This window comes from Sporosarcina ureilytica, assembly GCF_001753205.1.
GTDB lineage: Bacteria > Bacillota > Bacilli > Bacillales_A > Planococcaceae > Sporosarcina > Sporosarcina ureilytica.
Window position 1 is genome coordinate 1,492,920 of the sequence record NZ_CP017560.1, and the last position, 18,692, is coordinate 1,511,611.

Below are 18,692 nucleotides of genomic sequence, written 5' to 3' on the forward strand. Positions count from 1 at the left end.
TATTATACCACTGACCGCTCGTTTTTATGAATTTAAGAAAATTTAATCACATTGTAAATTGTCATGTATATGCGATAGCAACAATTCTAAAATCGAGTACCAGGTTCCAACACAATTTCGAATTGTTTCGGAACCTGGTACCTTTTCTATTCATCACAAAAAAAGACTCATCAAGTGGGGGAGCTAAAAGAAATGTCCCTCAATTAATGAGTCCCGATATTGAAGAAGATTGAATCGTCTTATAAAGAATCATGTGTGAAGTCGTGCTAGGGAAGGGGTAACCCTTGCCACTATTAAAATCATAAAATTGATAAGGTAGTTTCTTACTGACGATTGAAAAAAGGCAAGTTGATCGTGTACACTTTCATTGGTCTTCCTTGTAGGCCATTCATTTTTTTAGACTCGACAGTTGCTAAGTCCTTTTCGACTAGTTGGTTTAAGAAGCGATTTGTGCTTCTGACGGACATGTTTAATACGTCAGCGGCAGATTTACTCGTCAATTCATTAGTTTTCAAACGAGTGATTGCGGTCATGACTTTTTGAAGCTGGGCAACAGTAATATCTACTTGTTGGCTCAGTCGTTCAATCTCTTCCCGACTGTAGAAAGTCATCTTAGTGTCATCCGTTTCCTTAAAACTAAGAGGCCCGATAGAATGTTGTGTCTCATCGATGACGAATGTACATGAATCTATATAAGATTTAGCTTCACGAAAGGCAAGCTCGGCATGTTGAACTGCTTGAGTGAATGTCCTTCCGATTCCCCATCCGACATATACGTCAAAAGATAACCGGTCATTTAGAAATCGAATTAACTTGCAAGCACGAAAGTCGTTTGTGATTTCTTGTAACTCACCATAAGACGTACTGATTTCAAAAGAGTTATGATACCTTTGAATAACGAGTTGCAAGCCATTCCGGGCATTAAACTCCAAAAGTTCTTTATAAATGGATATTTGTATGAGTTCATTTTCTGAAGAACTACTCGCAACTGGGCAGTCAATAAAGCCAGCGACGACTTGGTTTTCTTTTAGATCTGAAAACTCAATCTGCGAAATTAATTCTTCTATTTTCTCCTTAATCGTAGCTTCAGAAATCCCCATATAATAAACAGTTAAGCCTTTCGATTGCAGAAAATCAACGATATTGGCTGCACGTGTAATTGAAAAATCTATTAAGCCTTTATCCCAAAGATCCGCATGGTAGTCTATTATTTCATCGTATAATCGGCTATTTTTAAAGTTAATTGTATTTTCGAGTGTATAAATTGTTTTTGTATCTGGCAATAAGGATTCGAGTTCACGGAGGTTGTCTTCAGCCCATACATAATCAATGGCTACCCTCGAAAAATCAATGCCTTTGTGGAGTTGAGTCACTTTGAACAAATGTTTATAGAAATCCTCTTTCGTTAAGTCTAAATATACGACAGGCTTCGTATAACTTTTCAGCTCTTCTTCTAGAAAGAAATAGGGGAGTGGACCACCAAATAGGAAGCCGTCAAATAATTTTTTATTGTGATGAAAAATCTTATGTATTTCTTGAAGACTGTCATACGTTAAAAAGTAATATTCACATTGGTCATGGAATGTCTTAAATATTGGTTTTAGATTTTCAATCGTCCGTTTAGCAGTGATAATACCGATTTTAATCATGAAAAATCTCCTTTAGTTATGTACTATCTCTAATAATAACATTGAACATTGTAGAATTTGAGTCTAATATTTTGAAATTTTAAAAGGGTGGCAGTTGAATCGTTTCGTAATTCAGTTAAATGTATAAATCATTAATGGTGATGAACAATAACGGAGGTTTGTAGATTAATGTTCGAGTTTTTCTGGTGTGTCTCTGTTGATAGAAGTGGAGAGCAGAGACTCCAGCTGTGCCTGCGGGTGGTATCCGCCCGGAACGGAAATCAACATTGTTCGGTATTTAATAGTAGTCAGATTAATTTTGAAAATGCCTCAATTAAAAAAATGATAGACACCAATTATATATTTTTGTATACTTAATTTAGGTCGATGTCCAAAAACATTCCGAAATGTTTAGTCCCCCTAAGAAGTTAGCTATTTAAGAGATACGGTTCCTATTAAATTGGTACTATTTTTTTATGAAAAATGTAAAGCGTTTACATGCAATTGAGAAGATTGGGAAGCCGATTTTCAAGATACGAATTAAATAATGTGCGAGGAGAAATATTTATGGATTTATTAATTGCTTTTGCAGCCCTAAGTGGCTTTTTATTGATCGGAACTCTATTAAGAGCAAAGGTTAAGTTTTTACAATCTTTATTTCTACCGGCGTCAGTTATCGGTGGGTTTGTAGGTCTTTTGCTCGGTCCTGTAATATTGGGGGATCATGCGATACTTCCAATTCCACAAGATTGGATTACGATATATGCGTTAATTCCGGGGATTTTAATTGTCCCGGTCGTTGCGAGTGTGCCTTTTGGCGTAAAGTTTAAGTCAAGGTTAGAAAAGAAAAGCGAACAGGCCAAAATGAATGCTGAGGTTGAAAAGAAAAAGAAAAGTAACGCAAGCAGAAATGTACTCATAATGTTTGCGATATTAGTTATCATTAGCCAAGGACAAAATGTAATTGGTCTTTCTTTAACTTATCTTTTAAGTAAATTGGGTATGATTTCAGACGTCTACGCTACGTTCGGCACAGAAGTCGCCGCCGGGTTTTCTGGAGGACATGGGACTGCTGGTGTCGTAGGAAGCTTATTGCAATCGATGAATCAGCCTTACTGGAATACAGCTCAAGGTGTTACAGTAACAACAGCGACTGTTGGTTTAATTGGCGGTATTTTAATCGGTATCGTTATGATTAACTTCGCAGCAAGAAAAGGCTATACACAATTTTTAAGCGGTCCTGGTAGTTTTCCACAAGATATGAAGCAAGGCTATCAGTCTGATGTAGAAAAACAAAAAGCATCTGGTAAAGAAACAATGTTAGGTTCTTCTATAGATACACTAACTTTTCACTTTGCTCTAATTTTAGGAGGAAGCGGTGTTGCTTATGCATTACTCATGCTAGTGAAGAAACTTAATGTTCCTATTATTGCGAGTATACCAATTTGGGCATATGCAATTATTGTTATGTACTTCATTTGGTGGGTGATGTGTCAATTAAATTTAAGTTGGATCGTGGATCGTCAAACGACGTCAAAAATTTCTAGTATGTTTACAGACTTCGCAGTTGTTGCTGCGATTGTCAGTATGCCTGTAAAAGCTGTACTATCCTACATAGTTCCAATTACAATCATGATGGTTGTAGTCGGTGGATTTACTTTATTAGCTTCGTATTGGTTATGTAAAAAATATTACGGTGACTTTTGGTTTGAAAGAAGCGTAGCTGTTTTTGGAACGAATGCTGGGGTTTTTATTACGGGATTAATGTTGTTGAAAATGGTTGACCCCGAATACAAATCACCTGCACTTACGGATTATTCTATCGGGTATTCTATTAACTCTGTCCTTGCATTCATTATGTTTCCACTTACGTTCGGACTTCTTGTTAGTCAAGGAACTGTAACAGGTCTAGCGTTAGTCTCAGGAGTCGTTTTAGCTGCTATTATCTTATTAGTCGTCTTAAATAAAGCGAATCTAAAGAGTAGCGTACAATAAGATAAGGAGTTGGATATGCTATGACAATAAGTGATGTAAATGCTTTTGTAAAAAACACGATATTGGAAAAAAGTGACGTACTTAAAGAAATTAGTGATTTCATTTGGGAACATCCTGAAACAAGATTTGAAGAATATAAATCTGCGAATCATTTGATGGGTGTACTAGAAGCACAAGGCTTTACCGTTGAGAAAAATGTAGCTGGTATGAGCACGGCGTTTATCGGTTCATTCGGGGCGGGGAGTCCGGTCATTGGATTTCTTGGGGAATTTGACGCGCTTTCTGGTCTAAGCCAAAAAGGGCTTACGGCGAAACAAGAGTCTGTTGAAGAAGGCGGAAACGGGCATGGATGCGGACATAACCTTTTAGGTACAGGTGCGCTTGCAGCGGCAATCGCGGTGAAAGAATATTTACGAGCGAATAATCTACCAGGCACGGTTCAATATTTTGGTTGTCCAGGAGAAGAAGGCGGATCGGGAAAAACGTTCATGGCGCGTGAAGGGGCATTTGATCATTTAGACCTTGCGTTAACATGGCATCCTTCCTCTCATACGGGAGTCATGAGTAAAAGTTCATTAGCGAACTATCAAGTTTTTTTCCGTTTTAAAGGCATTAGTTCACACGCAGCAGCATCTCCACACCTCGGAAGAAGTGCATTAGATGCGGTGGAATTAATGAACGTTGGGGTGAACTATTTAAGAGAGCACGTGAAACCAGATGCGCGATTCCATTATGCGGTCACGAATACAGGAGGCGCATCACCAAACGTTGTCCAAGCGGATGCTGAAGTTTTATACTTAATTCGCTCACCACAACTAGAAGATGTAGAGTCGATCTATCAACGAATTTGTAAAATCGCTGAAGGTGCGGCGTTGATGACCGAAACTTCAGTGTCTATTGAAATAGATAAAGCGTGTTCAAATTACATGCCAAATCGAAGCTTAGAAAGAATTATGCACCGCAAACTGAAAAGCCTTGAAGAAGATATCTCTTATTCAGATGATGAAATCGCGTATGCGAAAGATATTTGGGATACATTAAATGAAGGTGAACAAAGAAGCGCAATTAGTTCATTGGAAATGTTCGGTATGGGCTCGTATGAAGACCAACAAAAAATGAAAAATCTCTATATTAGCGATTTTGTGAGTGAATATACACCGTCGAACGAAGCGATGCCTGGTTCGACGGATGTAGGGGACGTTAGTTGGGCAGTTCCAACCGCACAATGTACAGTAGCTACATATGCAGTGGGAACACCATTCCATTCATGGCAAATGGTAACACAAGGCGTTTCAACCGTTGCACACCAAGGCATGTTACGTGCAGGAATGACGATGGCCTTAACTGCAATCGAAGTGTTGGCGCATCCTGAAAAACTTGAAGAAATTAAGGCGGAACATAAGGAAACATTTAAAGACAATCCTTATAAGTGTCCGATTCCAAAAGGTGTACAGCCTTCTGCATTAAAATAAAACATTGAGAACCCGCTGTCATTCTTAGGTAACAGAATGACAGCGGGTTTTTTACTATACATGGATTTGGTTAACAATTGTTGCTTTAGGAACAAGTTCTCCGGAAGCGACTGTTAGTATTATTGCAGCACTTGAAGGGAATGCCGATGTTGCAGTATGAAATGTAGTCGGTAGTAATATTCTTAACGCGACACTCGTTGTAGGAGTGACTGCCTTTCTATATCCTTTAATGGTTGAAAGTGAGACGATTAGAAAAGAGATCCCATTTATGATACTCGCAAGCGTGGCATTACTTATTCTTATGAGTGACATTGCATTACAAGGGTTCAGTAGCAATATGATCACGCGCAGTGATGGGTTGATCCTTTTGTTGTTCCTTTCTATTTTTATGTATTTTGTAATTGAAATTGGCCTGAAAAGCCGGAAAAATGCAGCGAACGGACCAGCATCTAAGAACGTCAGTTGGGGTGAAAATATATTTTCTTATTAAGAGAGGTGGAGGGAATTGGCCAAACGAAGTCTCAGCAACCTGCCAGTGGTAAGGTGCTACATCCAACAGGGGAACCTGAATGATGAGGAAAATGAAGAACAAATTGAAGCTGATGAAGTGTTGCTAGATTTGACGACGAATGAGTACGAGGTTCGATATGGCGGTATGAGCTGTGAACTTTCTCGCCAGCATGCATGTTTATTGAAAAAGTTAAATTCGCGTACCTGTGCGAAAAACAATCATGATTGTTTAAACATTCACGATAGTTTCTTGCACAGGCACGCGACACTAAAGTTTCCCGTATTTTGTTGGGGAAATGGTTGGGCGTAGATCGAATCGTCGTGCATGAAACAAAAGAGGAGATATTGACTATATAATACTTTGACGATACCCTCTTGGATTTTTATCCAAGGTCATGAATTGTCATAATTGTACGGCGCAGGTACCCTTCACTAAAAGAAATATTGCATTAATTTCAATTCCTGTTTATAGTATCTAATATAGCGACAATTTCGTTAAGTTTACGTTAAATAGCGAATGCAGGAATTTTTTTCAGAAAAGGGGGATTACATATGGTTTCTAAGAAACAAAGAAACTTGATTTTGTTATTACTTTTTATAGGTTGGGCCATCGGTAACTTCGATCGCTATTTTATAAACTATGCAATATTGTCCATCACTGAAGATTTACAATTGAGTCCTACAAGTACTGGACTTATCCTTAGTAGTTTTTTTGCGGGATATGCGTTAATGCAAATCCCGGGTGGTTGGCTGGCAGATAAATTCGGTTCTAGGAGAGTCTTAATTGTATCTGTCTTGATGTGGTCGATTTTTACAGCGATGACAGGGGCAGTTTGGTCATTGACTTCGATGATTATAATCCGTTTCTTATTCGGGATTGGAGAAGGTGGATTTCAACCTTCAAGTTCAAAACTAATTTCGCAAACGTTTCCAAGTTCAAAAAGAGCTTGGGCCATGTCTATTATGCTTTCAACTAGCGGTATTGTTTCACTGATTGTACCAGTTTTATCAGTTTATATGCTGACAACAATCGGTTGGCGTGTATCTTTTCTAGTACTGGGTGCTATCGGTCTTATTATTTCTGTTTTTTACTGGATTTTCATCAAGCTACCCGAGGGCATTAAAGAGGAAGAATTCAAACCAGTTGGCGCGAATCAAGAGAGCGTTTTCAAGCAATTGATTAAAACACCGTTAATGTTGAATCTATTTATCGCCTATTACAGCATTTACGCGATTAACTGGGGTTTAGCGACTTGGTTGCCGACTTATCTTGTCAATATACGTGGACTTGATTTAATTTCACTTGGATGGGTGCAAACAATTCCAGGTTTAGCAATGGTCTTTGCAATTTTCTTATCTGGATATGTGATTGATAGGCTTCCGGAAGGGCGAGAGAAAGTGATTGGAGCAATTTCTTGTGTCCTCATTGGGTGTATTTTATACCTCATGTTCAATGCGCCGAACGTGACGATGTTCATCACTTACCAAACAATAGTGATTATGTTCATTTCATTTATAATGCTTTTATTACCAGCTATTATATTGAAAAGGTTACCGTCTTCTGTAATAGGTACAAGCATGGGGGTCGCGAATACTGGCGGTCAGTTAGCTGGCTTTATTACACCGCTTGCCATCGGGTTTATTGTACAGATGTTTAATGGATCGTATGATGCTGCTTTTTGGATGTTAATCATTTTTGCTATCATTTGTATGGTTTCATTATTGACGTTGAATTATCGAAAAGGCGGGTTGCTTCAAGCTGAGCAATGAAAGTGATGCTATGTAACGGCAATTTACTTAGAGGAGAGATGAATGATGAGTTTACAGAAAGCGGTTTCAAAGCTAATCGAGCAAAAAAGAGAAAAGTTCATTGCGCTGAGCGATAAAATCTGGGATGTACCGGAATTGTGTTTCGAGGAACATCAATCGTCTGCTTATTTAAGAGATGCTTTGGAAGAAGAAGGTTTTAAGGTCGAGCATGGCCTAGCAGGACTGGAAACTGCTTTTATTGGAAGTTACGGAAGCGGGAAGCCTGTTGTCGCGATTTTGGGTGAATATGATGCATTGGCAGGGCTTAGTCAGAAAAAGGGACTTACTCATCACGATCCAGTTGTCGATGGTGGAAATGGTCATGGCTGTGGTCATAATCTACTAGGAACAGGCGCTTTTGCCGCGGCTGTTGCAATTAAAGAGTATATGGAGCTAAATCAGTTAAAAGGAACAGTTCGCTACTATGGCTGTCCTGCTGAAGAAGCCGGTTCTGGCAAAGCATTCATGGCTCGTGCTGGTCTGTTTGACGATGTGGATGCTGCGTTTTCATGGCACCCTTGGGATGTTCCCGGTCTTATGGACGTGAAGACGCTCGCTAATTACTCTGCTCGTTTTAGGTTTAAAGGGAAAAGTGCCCACGCAGCAGCGGCGCCTCATTTAGGTAGGAGTGCACTGGATGCGGTGGAATTGATGAATGTCGGTGTGAATTATTTGAGAGAGCATATGGTTCAGGATGCCCGTATCCATTACGCAGTTACGGATACAGGCGGCATCTCACCGAATGTGGTCCAAGCGAATGCCGAAGTCGTCTATTTGATACGAGCTCTGGAGAAGGATGAAGTTCAATCGCTTTACGAAAGAGTCTATGACATTGCACGCGGAGCGGCCTTAATGACAGGCACGACGTTTGAAGTGGAATTCGAAGGGACTGCTTCTAACTTAATCCCTAATACTGTGCTTGCGGATGTGATGTACGAGAATTTAATGAAAGTCGAGATTCCTTCTTATGATGAAGCGGATCAAAAATTCGCCAAAGAGATTCGAAGTACGCTTTCACAGGATGATTTAAACAATGTGTATGTGGGACGCGATAGGGAAACAGTTAAAAAATTGAAAGAACTGGACATTGCTGATTTTATTCCCTCACATAATCCCTCGGATGCTGTATTATCGGGCTCTACAGATGTAGGGGATGTCAGTTGGATTGTTCCGACGATGCAATGTCTGACAACTTGTTTTGCACTCGGCACCCCACTTCATACGTGGCAAGTCGTTTCGCAGGGAGTTACACCGATTGCGCATAAAGGGATGCTACAGGCAGGGAAAGTAATTGCGGCGACAGCCATCCAAGCGATGGAAAACCCCGCAATTATTGAACAGGCCAAAGCTGAGTTGCAGGAACGTTTGGATGGTAAGACATACGCCTCATTAATCCCTGACTCGGTGAAATGAAAACTTCATATTTTATTTGGAGGCTGAATTGATTCAGCCTCTTTTGGGATTCTATTGCTTGTATGACAGGTGATAGGTTTTGACTTCACTGGATTTCAATGGGAGTTAACAATAAAATTAATTAACATACACGTTCAGAAAGTAGGTATTCGTCATGTACAAAGTTGCGGTTGTCGGTCCTAGTCAATCCGTGAACAGGATTCTCACATTGGCAAGAGAGATTGAACAAGAATTGGAATTCGTCCCTTATATTTATACAAAAACAACCGAAGTGAAAGATTTTGTGTCGAACTCTGAGTCACCAGTAGATTATTGGCTTTTTTCAGGCTATATCCCGTATAAGATAGCAGTGAATACTGTGGGGGAACATGAAAACTTTCTCTATATAGATTCTGGTGAATTAGGTATTTATAAAGGAATTGTGACACTTTCACATGAAAGTAGAAAACTGCCGGAACGGATTAGCATAGATATGATTGCGTCATATTGCCCTGATGAGTTGTCCCAGTTAGAAGGAACGATGGCGGAAGTATATATTAAAAGATTCGATGTCGAGGTTGAAACAGCAGAATTATTTGATTTTCATTATGAGTTATGGAAACAAAATAAAATAGAAGCGGTTTTAACTTGTTATCCAACCGTTTATGAAGATTTACAAGAAGCGGGTATTCCAGCATTTTGGTTATCCCCAACGCGAAGTGAAATTTTCCACTCCATTCGGATGTTTTTCGAGAAAATTAAAACGTCCTATTATAAGGATACACAAATCAGTGTAGAAATGATTGAGATTTTAGATTATGACACGATTAAAGAGAGAATGAGGGAATCCTATCAATTGGATTATTTGGAATTGCATTTGAAGAAGACGCTTATCCAGCTTTGTGAAAGATTGGATGGTTCGCTTTTTGAACAAGGTAATGGGCGCTATGCAATTTTTAGCACAAGGGGAGCAGTCGAAAGAGAAATCGGTACATTGAAAGAAAAAGTGAATTACCTTTCAGTTGAAGCAGGTTCTGGTATTGCGGTCGGGATTGGTTTCGGACAGACGGTCTTCACGGCAGAGACGAATGCCTATCGTGCGATTCGGGAATCCAAGAGAAAAGAGAAGCAGGATATCGTCATTATTCAAGAAGATGGAGCGATGATTGATGCAGTTGGTGCGGAAGAGGAACTAGCCTATGACTACCGGACAGATGATAAAGAATTTTTGGCGAAATTAAAAGAAGGTAAAGTTAGCATCAAAACGTATAAGCGAATTGAATCTTTAATCAGAAAAATGGAATGGACGAATTTCACGACGAAAGATTTAGCCATTCATTTAAAAATGAGTGAACGCAATGCTCAGCGAATTGTATCTAATTTGGATAGAGTAAGTTTAATAGAATGTGTTGGAGAAGAATCACATTATGCAAGAGGGAGACCTGTGAAAGTATATCAACTGAATTGAACTATCAACACGTTAGCTTCGTTTGTGGTTTTATTGGTGGTTTTATTGGTGACAGTCACTCACGCAACTTGAACACTATTCTGACAACGGTGGTGGGGTGGATACGAAACTTCGATTGAGTAAGCGGTTGAGGAGGTTTTGTTGGAACGCTCTAAGTGGCTCTGATACTAGTTTTCTGCTAAATTACGGGTACTTGTGCAAGACATTATTCAGGAAATGAACACAATTGTATGTATAAAATTAAAAGGCCAATCAATTTAATATTTGATTGGCCTATGTTTGTATGGTTACCTTAAGTTAAAGATTATAATTGCACTTTCGTAGGCGCCGTTATTCATCACGCCTAAGTGAATATCGGTTTTCTGCAGAAGGCAACTCTAAATTTTCTCGTAATGTAGTCCCTTCGTATTCCGTCCGAAAAATTCCACGCTTTTGAAGGATAGGAACAACTTTATCAACAAATGCATTTAATTCGCTGGGCTAGTTCCAGTGACTGGCACCATTAATATCCTCTGAGCTTTTGCTACGCTTCGAATCCCGAATTGTAAATGACAACAAGAGGCCGAAGAATGCAATATATCCAGCCACATGGAAGGCTACATTCACCCCGCGGATGGCACCTGCAACCGAGCCGTCATCTATCGCGGCTGTTATCGTAATCGCAACCAGAACCGCAGTGCCAATTGCACCAGCGATTTGACGGAACGTATTGTTCATGGCGGTACCGTGAGTGATTAGGTGATTAGGTAACTGATTCAACCCAAGTGTTGTAGACGGCATCATGACCAAAGAAATACCTAATATCCGAACCGCATTCAAGACTGCTAAATATGTAAAACTTATTTCTTCGGATAGGTTTGCAAACATGAACGTTGTTACTGTAAGGATGACAAATCCTGTGCGCAACAGCCACTTTGCCCCGTATTTATCGAACAGTGTTCCTGTCACTGGATTCAAAATTCCCATTACAATTGCGCCTGGCAAGAGCATCAGACCGGAATGGAAGGCGTTAAATCCAAGCATAGTCTGCATGAAGATTGGCAAAATCACGGTCCCTGCAATCATAGATGCGTATACAATCATGCCGAGCCCAGTCGCCAATGTAAACACCATATACTTAAACACCCGGAATTCAAGAATAGGCTCATCCAATTTCAATTGTCGCTGAATGAATAGTAAGAGTGAAACAGCTCCGACTACTATGGATACGGCAACGTTTAGATGGAGCCATCCATCGTTACCGGCGATACTGAAGCCGTAAAGGAGCCCACCGAAACCAAGTGTAGAGAGAACAATTGACAAGTAATCCATCTTTGGATTGGTTAATTCCGTAACGTTTTTCAGTAAAAAGAAAGCCGCAATGATAATGATGAGGGCAATCGGAAGGACAACGTAAAAGACGCTTTTCCATGCGAAATGATCCACAAGATACCCCGATAGGCTCGGCCCAATTGCCGGTGCGAATGCAATAACAAGACCAAACATCCCCATCGCTTTTCCTCGTTGTTCGATAGGGAAGAGTAGAAACATGATCGTCTGTAAGAGTGGCATCATAATACCAGCACCTGCACCTTGGAAAACCCTTCCTAATAATAAAACGGGGAAATTAGGAGAAATTGCAGAAAGGAATGTACCAAAGGCGAATATACTCATCGCTGTAATGAATAATTTTCGTGTTGTAAATTTACCGATTAAAAATGCTGTTATTGGAATCATAATTCCGTTGACGAGCATGAAAATCGACTGTAGCCACTGAACTGTACTTTCTGTCACATGAAGATCCTTCATGATTGGCGGCAGGGCTGTTGCAAGAAGGGTTTGATTTAAAATCGTAATAAATGCACCAGATAATAAAACAGCCAGCAGTGGAATAATCTTTTTGAACTCAAAGGTTTGAGAGTTTTTCATTACCTATTAACCGCCTCTTTTAGTTACTTGTTCCCCAAACAAATTGATTCAGCATGCATGCTAGATGCGTTAACAAATGGTATTACGGTTTACGCATCTCATAAGGAAACAATCTGAAGAAATGCCATAAATGTATCATGTACTAGAACCAGAAAATTGATACACTAAGTCAGGCATGCAAGGTACATGTCCTAACAAAAACAATGATATCTGATGCGCATTTTTGGTACCTTTCACTACTTCGACCAATAGAAAAAGAGATCCACTCTATGGAACAGCGATAAGTGGATCATTTCAAGTGCAGTCACGCATACAAACACAGTAATTGTAATAAACATGAATTTCATGTTAGTTTCAGTGACTGACACTCACATTAGTAAAGAGAAACTCCAAGAAACAGCAGAAATCGTTGGGGCAGCAGTCTATCAGGTTGCACGTCCGGACACGCCTGCTTTGGAAAGAGCAATCTCACCAAAACCAGTTGATTATGAGCGAATCGTTGGGGGACCCCAATAAGAAATTCAGACAAAAAGCGGGAGAAAGCTTCCTGCTTTTTCTATTTGATTTTGTAGGGATGTTTCAAACACTTTGAATGTTTAGGTGGCACTCGTATATCTGAAATTGGTAAACTCCATTTCTACTAGACTGAATGAATTCCGCTGATGCCACCGCGGGTATGAGAAGGTTTTAAGTATTTAAAAAACCATGCCGCATAACACGGCATGGCGTAGTTCCTATTTAATCCATATTCTGACCTTTTCCCTTGCCATGTTTCTAAAACCCAATGGACCATCTGGCATCAAAACGACAAGAATTGCACACGGGATACCAGTCGGTGGAGACCTTGAATATGCAGATGAAGTTACATTATCTAAAGCACTCGAGGGACGCAGAGAGTGATAAAAGAAGCGGTGTCTAGGAAGAGTAAGCTTAAACGAATATTTGACGACAGGCTAAGATCGTTAATGACGGCAACAAGAGATGAATGGGAACAAGCGAAGGTTATTGAAAACCATCTTGATGATTATGATCAAGAAGTTTTTATACGTCGTAAAATTACTGAGAGTAAACATTTCTATCTATATAAGGAAGCAAAGGCAAGAAATTTAGGTAGAGATTAATATATTTTCATATGGTTGCGTATGGATGGAGCATTCACATAAAAAAGGAGTGTTCCTCATGAAGGCAACCATTAGTATTTTTATCGTAGGATTTATATTGTTTCTATTAGTGATGGACAAGAAGCGTGTGAAAAGCATGTTCGAGTTTATTTCAATCTATTGGTTCCGTCTAGCTTTTTCCTTTCTAGCTCTTTTTATTTTAAACGTAGTCGCTGGATTCTTTGGTGTTTATGTCCCGGTTAACATTGCATCAGGGCTTGTTATTACGATACTTGGCATTCCAGGTCTCGCTTCAATTTGTGCGATTGCATTTATTTCATAAATAGGGGTTGCATTATAAAGGAGAAGGTGGTATAGTTATTACCTTGCTAATTCGAGCAATACAAACAACAGCAAACACCGACAATCAACGGACGAAAACAACGAAAAAGAATTTTAAATTTGTTGTTGACATCGAATTCGGAGTTGTGATATGATATAAGAGTTGCTTCGGAAGAGCGAAAGAAGCGGCCGGAGGAAATTCTGAAAAGTTCCTTCTATATATGAACCTTGAAAACTGAACAGCAAAACGTCAAGATATAACAACTACAAATCAACTCGTTGGTTTGTAGGGAATGAATCTTCGGATTCAAATGGACATCTTAAAGATGCCAGCAAAAGAAATCGAGCTAATCGAATTTCTCTATTATGGAGAGTTTGATCCTGGCTCAGGACGAACGCTGGCGGCGTGCCTAATACATGCAAGTCGAGCGAACAAAGGAAGAAACTTGTTTCTTCCTTTGTTAGCGGCGGATGGGTGAGTAACACGTGGGCAACCTGCCCTGCAGTTGGGGATAACTCCGGGAAACCGGGGCTAATACCGAATAATCAGTTCCTTCGCATGAAGGAACTCTGAAAGACGGCTATGCTGTCACTGCAGGATGGGCCCGCGGCGCATTAGCTAGTTGGTGAGGTAACGGCTTACCAAGGCGACGATGCGTAGCCGACCTGAGAGGGTGATCGGCCACACTGGGACTGAGACACGGCCCAGACTCCTACGGGAGGCAGCAGTAGGGAATCTTCCACAATGGACGAAAGTCTGATGGAGCAACGCCGCGTGAGCGAAGAAGGTTTTCGGATCGTAAAGCTCTGTTGTGAGGGAAGAACAAGTACAGGAGTAACTGCCTGTACCTTGACGGTACCTCATTAGAAAGCCACGGCTAACTACGTGCCAGCAGCCGCGGTAATACGTAGGTGGCAAGCGTTGTCCGGAATTATTGGGCGTAAAGCGCGCGCAGGCGGCCTTTTAAGTCTGATGTGAAAGCCCACGGCTTAACCGTGGAAGGTCATTGGAAACTGGAAGGCTTGAGTACAGAAGAGGAAAGCGGAATTCCACGTGTAGCGGTGAAATGCGTAGAGATGTGGAGGAACACCAGTGGCGAAGGCGGCTTTCTGGTCTGTAACTGACGCTGAGGCGCGAAAGCATGGGGAGCAAACAGGATTAGATACCCTGGTAGTCCATGCCGTAAACGATGAGTGCTAAGTGTTAGGGGGTTTCCGCCCCTTAGTGCTGGAGCAAACGCATTAAGCACTCCGCCTGGGGAGTACGGCCGCAAGGCTGAAACTCAAAGGAATTGACGGGGACCCGCACAAGCGGTGGAGCATGTGGTTTAATTCGAAGCTACGCGAAGAACCTTACCAGGTCTTGACATCCCGCTGACCGGTATAGAGATATACCTTTCCCTTCGGGGACAGTGGTGACAGGTGGTGCATGGTTGTCGTCAGCTCGTGTCGTGAGATGTTGGGTTAAGTCCCGTAACGAGCGCAACCCTTGACCTTAGTTGCCAGCATTCAGTTGGGCACTCTAAGGTGACTGCCGGTGACAAACCGGAGGAAGGTGGGGATGACGTCAAATCATCATGCCCCTTATGACCTGGGCTACACACGTGCTACAATGGACGGTACAGAGGGTTGCCAACCCGCGAGGGGGAGCTAATCCCATAAAACCGTTCCCAGTTCGGATTGCAGGCTGCAACTCGCCTGCATGAAGCAGGAATCGCTAGTAATCGTGGATCAGCATGCCACGGTGAATACGTTCCCGGGTCTTGTACACACCGCCCGTCACACCACGAGAGTTTGTAACACCCGAAGTCGGTGGGGTAACCCTTTTGGGAGCCAGCCGCCGAAGGTGGGACAGATGATTGGGGTGAAGTCGTAACAAGGTAGCCGTATCGGAAGGTGCGGCTGGATCACCTCCTTTCTAAGGATATTTAACGGAATGAAGAGAAAGTTCTCTTCAACTTGACGTTTTGCGTTCAGTTTTGAGGGTTCATTACTATGAACTTTCATTACTTGTTCTTTGAAAACTGGATAAAACGACATTGAAATAAACACAAATGTAGTAATGTATGAATCAATTGTTGTATATCGCTATACAGCATTGGTTTTAAGGTTAAGTTAGAAAGGGCGCACGGCGGATGCCTTGGCACTAGGAGCCTATGAAGGACGGCACTAACACCGATATGCTCTGGGGAGCTGTAAGTAAGCTTTGATCCAGAGATTTCCGAATGGGGAAACCCACTGTTCGTAATGGAGCAGTACATATACGTGAATACATAGCGTATATGAGGCACACCCGGAGAACTGAAACATCTAAGTACCCGGAGGAAGAGAAAGAAAATCGATTCCCTGAGTAGCGGCGAGCGAAACGGGAACAGCCCAAACCAGGAAGCTTGCTTCCTGGGGTTGTAGGACACTCTATACGGAGTTACAAAGGAATGCATTAGATGAAGCGACCTGGAAAGGTCTGCCATAGTGGGTAATAGCCCCGTAATCAAAAGTGTATTCTCTCCAGAGTGGATCCTGAGTACGACGGAACACGTGAAATTCCGTCGGAATCCGGGAGGACCATCTCCCAAGGCTAAATACTTCCTAGTGACCGATAGTGAACCAGTACCGTGAGGGAAAGGTGAAAAGCACCCCGGAAGGGGAGTGAAATAGATCCTGAAACCGTGTGCCTACAAGTAGTCAGAGCTCGATGCTGTTTCTTCGGAAATAAGCTGAGTGATGGCGTGCCTTTTGTAGAATGAACCGGCGAGTTACTGATTACATGCAAGGTTAAGCAGAGAATGCGGAGCCGCAGCGAAAGCGAGTCTGAATAGGGCGTTTTAGTATGTAGTCGTAGACCCGAAACCAGGTGATCTACCCATGTCCAGGGTGAAGGTAAGGTAACACTTACTGGAGGCCCGAACCCACGTATGTTGAAAAATGCGGGGATGAGGTGTGGGTAGCGGTGAAATTCCAATCGAACCTGGAGATAGCTGGTTCTCTCCGAAATAGCTTTAGGGCTAGCCTCAAACGTTAGAATCTCGGAGGTAGAGCACTGTTTGGACTAGGGGCCCATCCCGGGTTACCGAATTCAGACAAACTCCGAATGCCGATGATTTTTGTTTGGGAGTCAGACTGCGGGTGATAAGATTCGTAGTCGAGAGGGAAACAACCCAGACCACCAGTTAAGGTCCCCAAGTATTCGTTAAGTGGAAAAGGATGTGGCGTTGCCCAGACAACCAGGATGTTGGCTTAGAAGCAGCCACCATTTAAAGAGTGCGTAATAGCTCACTGGTCGAGTGGCGCTGCGCCGAAAATGTACCGGGGCTAAACGAATCACCGAAACTGTGGATTGACACCTTTGGTGTCAGTGGTAGGAGAGCGTTCTAGGGGCGTCGAAGCTAGACTGTAAGGACTAGTGGAGCGCCTAGAAGTGAGAATGCCGGTATGAGTAGCGAAAGAAGGGTGAGAATCCCTTCCACCGAATGCCTAAGGTTTCCTGAGGAAGGCTCGTCCGCTCAGGGTTAGTCGGGACCTAAGTCGAGGCCGAAAGGCGTAGACGATGGATAACAGGTTGATATTCCTGTACCACCTCCCCGCCGTTTGAGTAATGGGGGGACGCAGTAGGATAGGGTGAGCGCACGGTTGGTAATGTGCGTCTAAGCAGTGAGGTGTGAAACGAGGCAAATCCCGTTTCTATAACATTGAGCTGTGATAGCAAGGGGAATTTTCCCCGGAGTCCCTGATTTCACGCTGCCAAGAAAAGCCTCTAACGAGGCGGGAGGTGCCCGTACCGCAAACCGACACAGGTAGGCGAGGAGAGAATCCTAAGGTGATCGAGAGAACTCTCGTTAAGGAACTCGGCAAAATGACCCCGTAACTTCGGGAGAAGGGGTGCTCTGATAGGGTGTTAAAGCCCGAGAGAGCCGCAGTGAATAGGCCCAGGCGACTGTTTAGCAAAAACACAGGTCTCTGCAAAACCGTAAGGTGACGTATAGGGGCTGACGCCTGCCCGGTGCTGGAAGGTTAAGGGGAGAGGTTAGCGCAAGCGAAGCTTTGAACCGAAGCCCCAGTAAACGGCGGCCGTAACTATAACGGTCCTAAGGTAGCGAAATTCCTTGTCGGGTAAGTTCCGACCCGCACGAAAGGCGTAACGATCTGGGCACTGTCTCAACGAGAGACTCGGTGAAATTATAGTACCTGTGAAGATGCAGGTTACCCGCGACAGGACGGAAAGACCCCGTGGAGCTTTACTGCAACCTGATATTGAATTCTGATGCAGTCTGTACAGGATAGGTAGGAGCCTTTGAAACCGGAGCGCCAGCTTCGGTGGAGGCATTGGTGGGATACTACCCTGACTGTATTGGAATTCTAACCCATGCCCCTTAGCGGGGTAGGAGACAGTGTCAGGCGGGCAGTTTGACTGGGGCGGTCGCCTCCTAAAGAGTAACGGAGGCGCCCAAAGGTTCCCTCAGAATGGTTGGACATCATTCGTAGAGTGCAAAGGCATAAGGGAGCTTGACTGCGAGACCTACAAGTCGAGCAGGGTCGAAAGACGGGCTTAGTGATCCGGTGGTTCCGCATGGAAGGGCCATCGCTCAACGGATAAAAGCTACCCCGGGGATAACAGGCTTATCTCTCCCAAGAGTTCACATCGACGGGGAGGTTTGGCACCTCGATGTCGGCTCATCGCATCCTGGGGCTGTAGTCGGTCCCAAGGGTTGGGCTGTTCGCCCATTAAAGCGGTACGCGAGCTGGGTTCAGAACGTCGTGAGACAGTTCGGTCCCTATCCGTCGCGGGCGCAGGAAATTTGAGAGGAGCTGTCCTTAGTACGAGAGGACCGGGATGGACATACCGCTGGTGTACCAGTTGTCTTGCCAAAGGCATAGCTGGGTAGCTACGTATGGACGGGATAAATGCTGAAAGCATCTAAGCATGAAGCCCCCCTCAAGATGAGATTTCCCATTACGTAAGTAAGTAAAATCCCTCAAAGATGATGAGGTTGATAGGTCCGAGGTGGAAGCATGGCGACATGTGCAGCTGACGGATACTAATCGATTGAGGACTTATCCTTAAATACAT

General features: G+C 42.7%; 10 protein-coding genes, 2 rRNA genes, 3 pseudogenes and 1 riboswitch. Of the genes and pseudogenes, 12 read left to right on the top strand and 3 right to left on the bottom strand.

The window, feature by feature from the left end:
* Nucleotides 1-323 precede the first annotated feature (323 nt).
* On the bottom strand, nucleotides 324-1,649 hold the full coding sequence (locus BI350_RS07475) for a hypothetical protein (protein WP_075527526.1): 1,326 nt from the start codon (nucleotides 1,647-1,649) through the stop codon (nucleotides 324-326).
* Nucleotides 1,650-2,195: 546 nt separating this feature from the next.
* Between BI350_RS07475 and BI350_RS07480 the strand changes: the two genes are divergently transcribed.
* The 6 genes and pseudogenes from BI350_RS07480 (at nucleotide 2,196) to BI350_RS07505 (ending at nucleotide 10,274) form a co-directional block, all read left to right on the top strand.
* On the top strand, nucleotides 2,196-3,623 hold the full coding sequence (locus BI350_RS07480) for a sodium/glutamate symporter (RefSeq protein WP_075527527.1): 1,428 nt from the start codon (nucleotides 2,196-2,198) through the stop codon (nucleotides 3,621-3,623).
* Nucleotides 3,624-3,643: 20 nt separating this feature from the next.
* Nucleotides 3,644-5,095: a M20 family metallopeptidase gene (locus BI350_RS07485; RefSeq protein ID WP_075527528.1), complete on the top strand. Its 1,452-nt coding sequence runs from the start codon at nucleotides 3,644-3,646 to the stop codon at nucleotides 5,093-5,095.
* Nucleotides 5,096-5,159: 64 nt separating this feature from the next.
* Nucleotides 5,160-5,573 (top strand): annotated as a pseudogene (locus BI350_RS07490) (sodium:calcium antiporter); the annotation flags it as partial.
* 2 nt (nucleotides 5,574-5,575) lie between these two features.
* Nucleotides 5,576-5,674, top strand: a riboswitch (SAM riboswitch).
* Between the two features lie 483 nt (nucleotides 5,675-6,157).
* Nucleotides 6,158-7,375 carry an MFS transporter gene (locus BI350_RS07495; protein ID WP_075527529.1) on the top strand — a complete coding sequence of 406 codons (1,218 nt, stop codon included), beginning with the start codon at nucleotides 6,158-6,160 and terminating at the stop codon, nucleotides 7,373-7,375.
* Nucleotides 7,376-7,420: 45 nt separating this feature from the next.
* A complete protein-coding gene (locus tag BI350_RS07500) occupies nucleotides 7,421-8,827 on the top strand; it encodes a M20 family metallopeptidase (protein ID WP_075527530.1) in 1,407 nt (468 codons plus the stop codon).
* Nucleotides 8,828-8,981: 154 nt separating this feature from the next.
* Nucleotides 8,982-10,274 (top strand): hypothetical protein, encoded by a 1,293-nt coding sequence (locus BI350_RS07505; RefSeq protein WP_075527531.1) that lies wholly within the window; start codon nucleotides 8,982-8,984, stop codon nucleotides 10,272-10,274.
* A gap of 330 nt (nucleotides 10,275-10,604) precedes the next feature.
* Here BI350_RS07505 and BI350_RS17185 read toward each other — a convergent pair.
* A pseudogene (locus BI350_RS17185) lies at nucleotides 10,605-10,754 on the bottom strand (LLM class flavin-dependent oxidoreductase); the annotation flags it as partial.
* Nucleotides 10,755-12,182 carry an MDR family MFS transporter gene (locus BI350_RS07510; RefSeq protein ID WP_075527532.1) on the bottom strand — a complete coding sequence of 476 codons (1,428 nt, stop codon included), beginning with the start codon at nucleotides 12,180-12,182 and terminating at the stop codon, nucleotides 10,755-10,757.
* A 336-nt stretch (nucleotides 12,183-12,518) separates the two neighbouring features.
* Here BI350_RS07510 and BI350_RS07515 point away from each other — a divergent pair, with 336 nt between their 5' ends.
* From BI350_RS07515 to BI350_RS07540, 6 genes and pseudogenes are all read left to right on the top strand, one after another.
* Nucleotides 12,519-12,698 carry a hypothetical protein gene (locus BI350_RS07515; protein WP_075527533.1) on the top strand — a complete coding sequence of 60 codons (180 nt, stop codon included), beginning with the start codon at nucleotides 12,519-12,521 and terminating at the stop codon, nucleotides 12,696-12,698.
* Between the two features lie 273 nt (nucleotides 12,699-12,971).
* Nucleotides 12,972-13,082, top strand: a pseudogene (locus BI350_RS16630) (recombination protein RecR); the annotation flags it as partial.
* 65 nt (nucleotides 13,083-13,147) lie between these two features.
* Nucleotides 13,148-13,303 carry a YaaL family protein gene (locus BI350_RS07525; protein WP_245698313.1) on the top strand — a complete coding sequence of 52 codons (156 nt, stop codon included), beginning with the start codon at nucleotides 13,148-13,150 and terminating at the stop codon, nucleotides 13,301-13,303.
* 58 nt (nucleotides 13,304-13,361) lie between these two features.
* Nucleotides 13,362-13,625, top strand: a complete 264-nt coding sequence (locus BI350_RS07530; RefSeq protein ID WP_075527536.1) for a pro-sigmaK processing inhibitor BofA family protein — start codon at nucleotides 13,362-13,364, stop codon at nucleotides 13,623-13,625.
* A gap of 362 nt (nucleotides 13,626-13,987) precedes the next feature.
* Nucleotides 13,988-15,542, top strand: a 16S ribosomal RNA gene (locus BI350_RS07535).
* 190 nt (nucleotides 15,543-15,732) lie between these two features.
* Nucleotides 15,733-18,684, top strand: a 23S ribosomal RNA gene (locus tag BI350_RS07540).
* Together the 16S and 23S rRNA genes form the textbook arrangement of a ribosomal RNA operon.
* The last annotated feature ends 8 nt before the right edge of the window (nucleotides 18,685-18,692 follow it).

What these genes read in the sequence shown, in the direction of transcription:
- BI350_RS07475 (WP_075527526.1), bottom strand. Translation starts at nt 1,649, where the DNA reads ATGATTAAAATCGGTATTATCACTGCTAAACGGACGATTGAAAATCTA.
- BI350_RS07480 (WP_075527527.1), top strand. Translation starts at nt 2,196, where the DNA reads ATGGATTTATTAATTGCTTTTGCAGCCCTAAGTGGCTTTTTATTGATC.
- BI350_RS07485 (WP_075527528.1), top strand. Translation starts at nt 3,644, where the DNA reads ATGACAATAAGTGATGTAAATGCTTTTGTAAAAAACACGATATTGGAA.
- BI350_RS07495 (WP_075527529.1), top strand. Translation starts at nt 6,158, where the DNA reads ATGGTTTCTAAGAAACAAAGAAACTTGATTTTGTTATTACTTTTTATA.
- BI350_RS07500 (WP_075527530.1), top strand. Translation starts at nt 7,421, where the DNA reads ATGAGTTTACAGAAAGCGGTTTCAAAGCTAATCGAGCAAAAAAGAGAA.
- BI350_RS07505 (WP_075527531.1), top strand. Translation starts at nt 8,982, where the DNA reads ATGTACAAAGTTGCGGTTGTCGGTCCTAGTCAATCCGTGAACAGGATT.
- BI350_RS07510 (WP_075527532.1), bottom strand. Translation starts at nt 12,182, where the DNA reads ATGAAAAACTCTCAAACCTTTGAGTTCAAAAAGATTATTCCACTGCTG.
- BI350_RS07515 (WP_075527533.1), top strand. Translation starts at nt 12,519, where the DNA reads ATGAATTTCATGTTAGTTTCAGTGACTGACACTCACATTAGTAAAGAG.
- BI350_RS07525 (WP_245698313.1), top strand. Translation starts at nt 13,148, where the DNA reads ATGACGGCAACAAGAGATGAATGGGAACAAGCGAAGGTTATTGAAAAC.
- BI350_RS07530 (WP_075527536.1), top strand. Translation starts at nt 13,362, where the DNA reads ATGAAGGCAACCATTAGTATTTTTATCGTAGGATTTATATTGTTTCTA.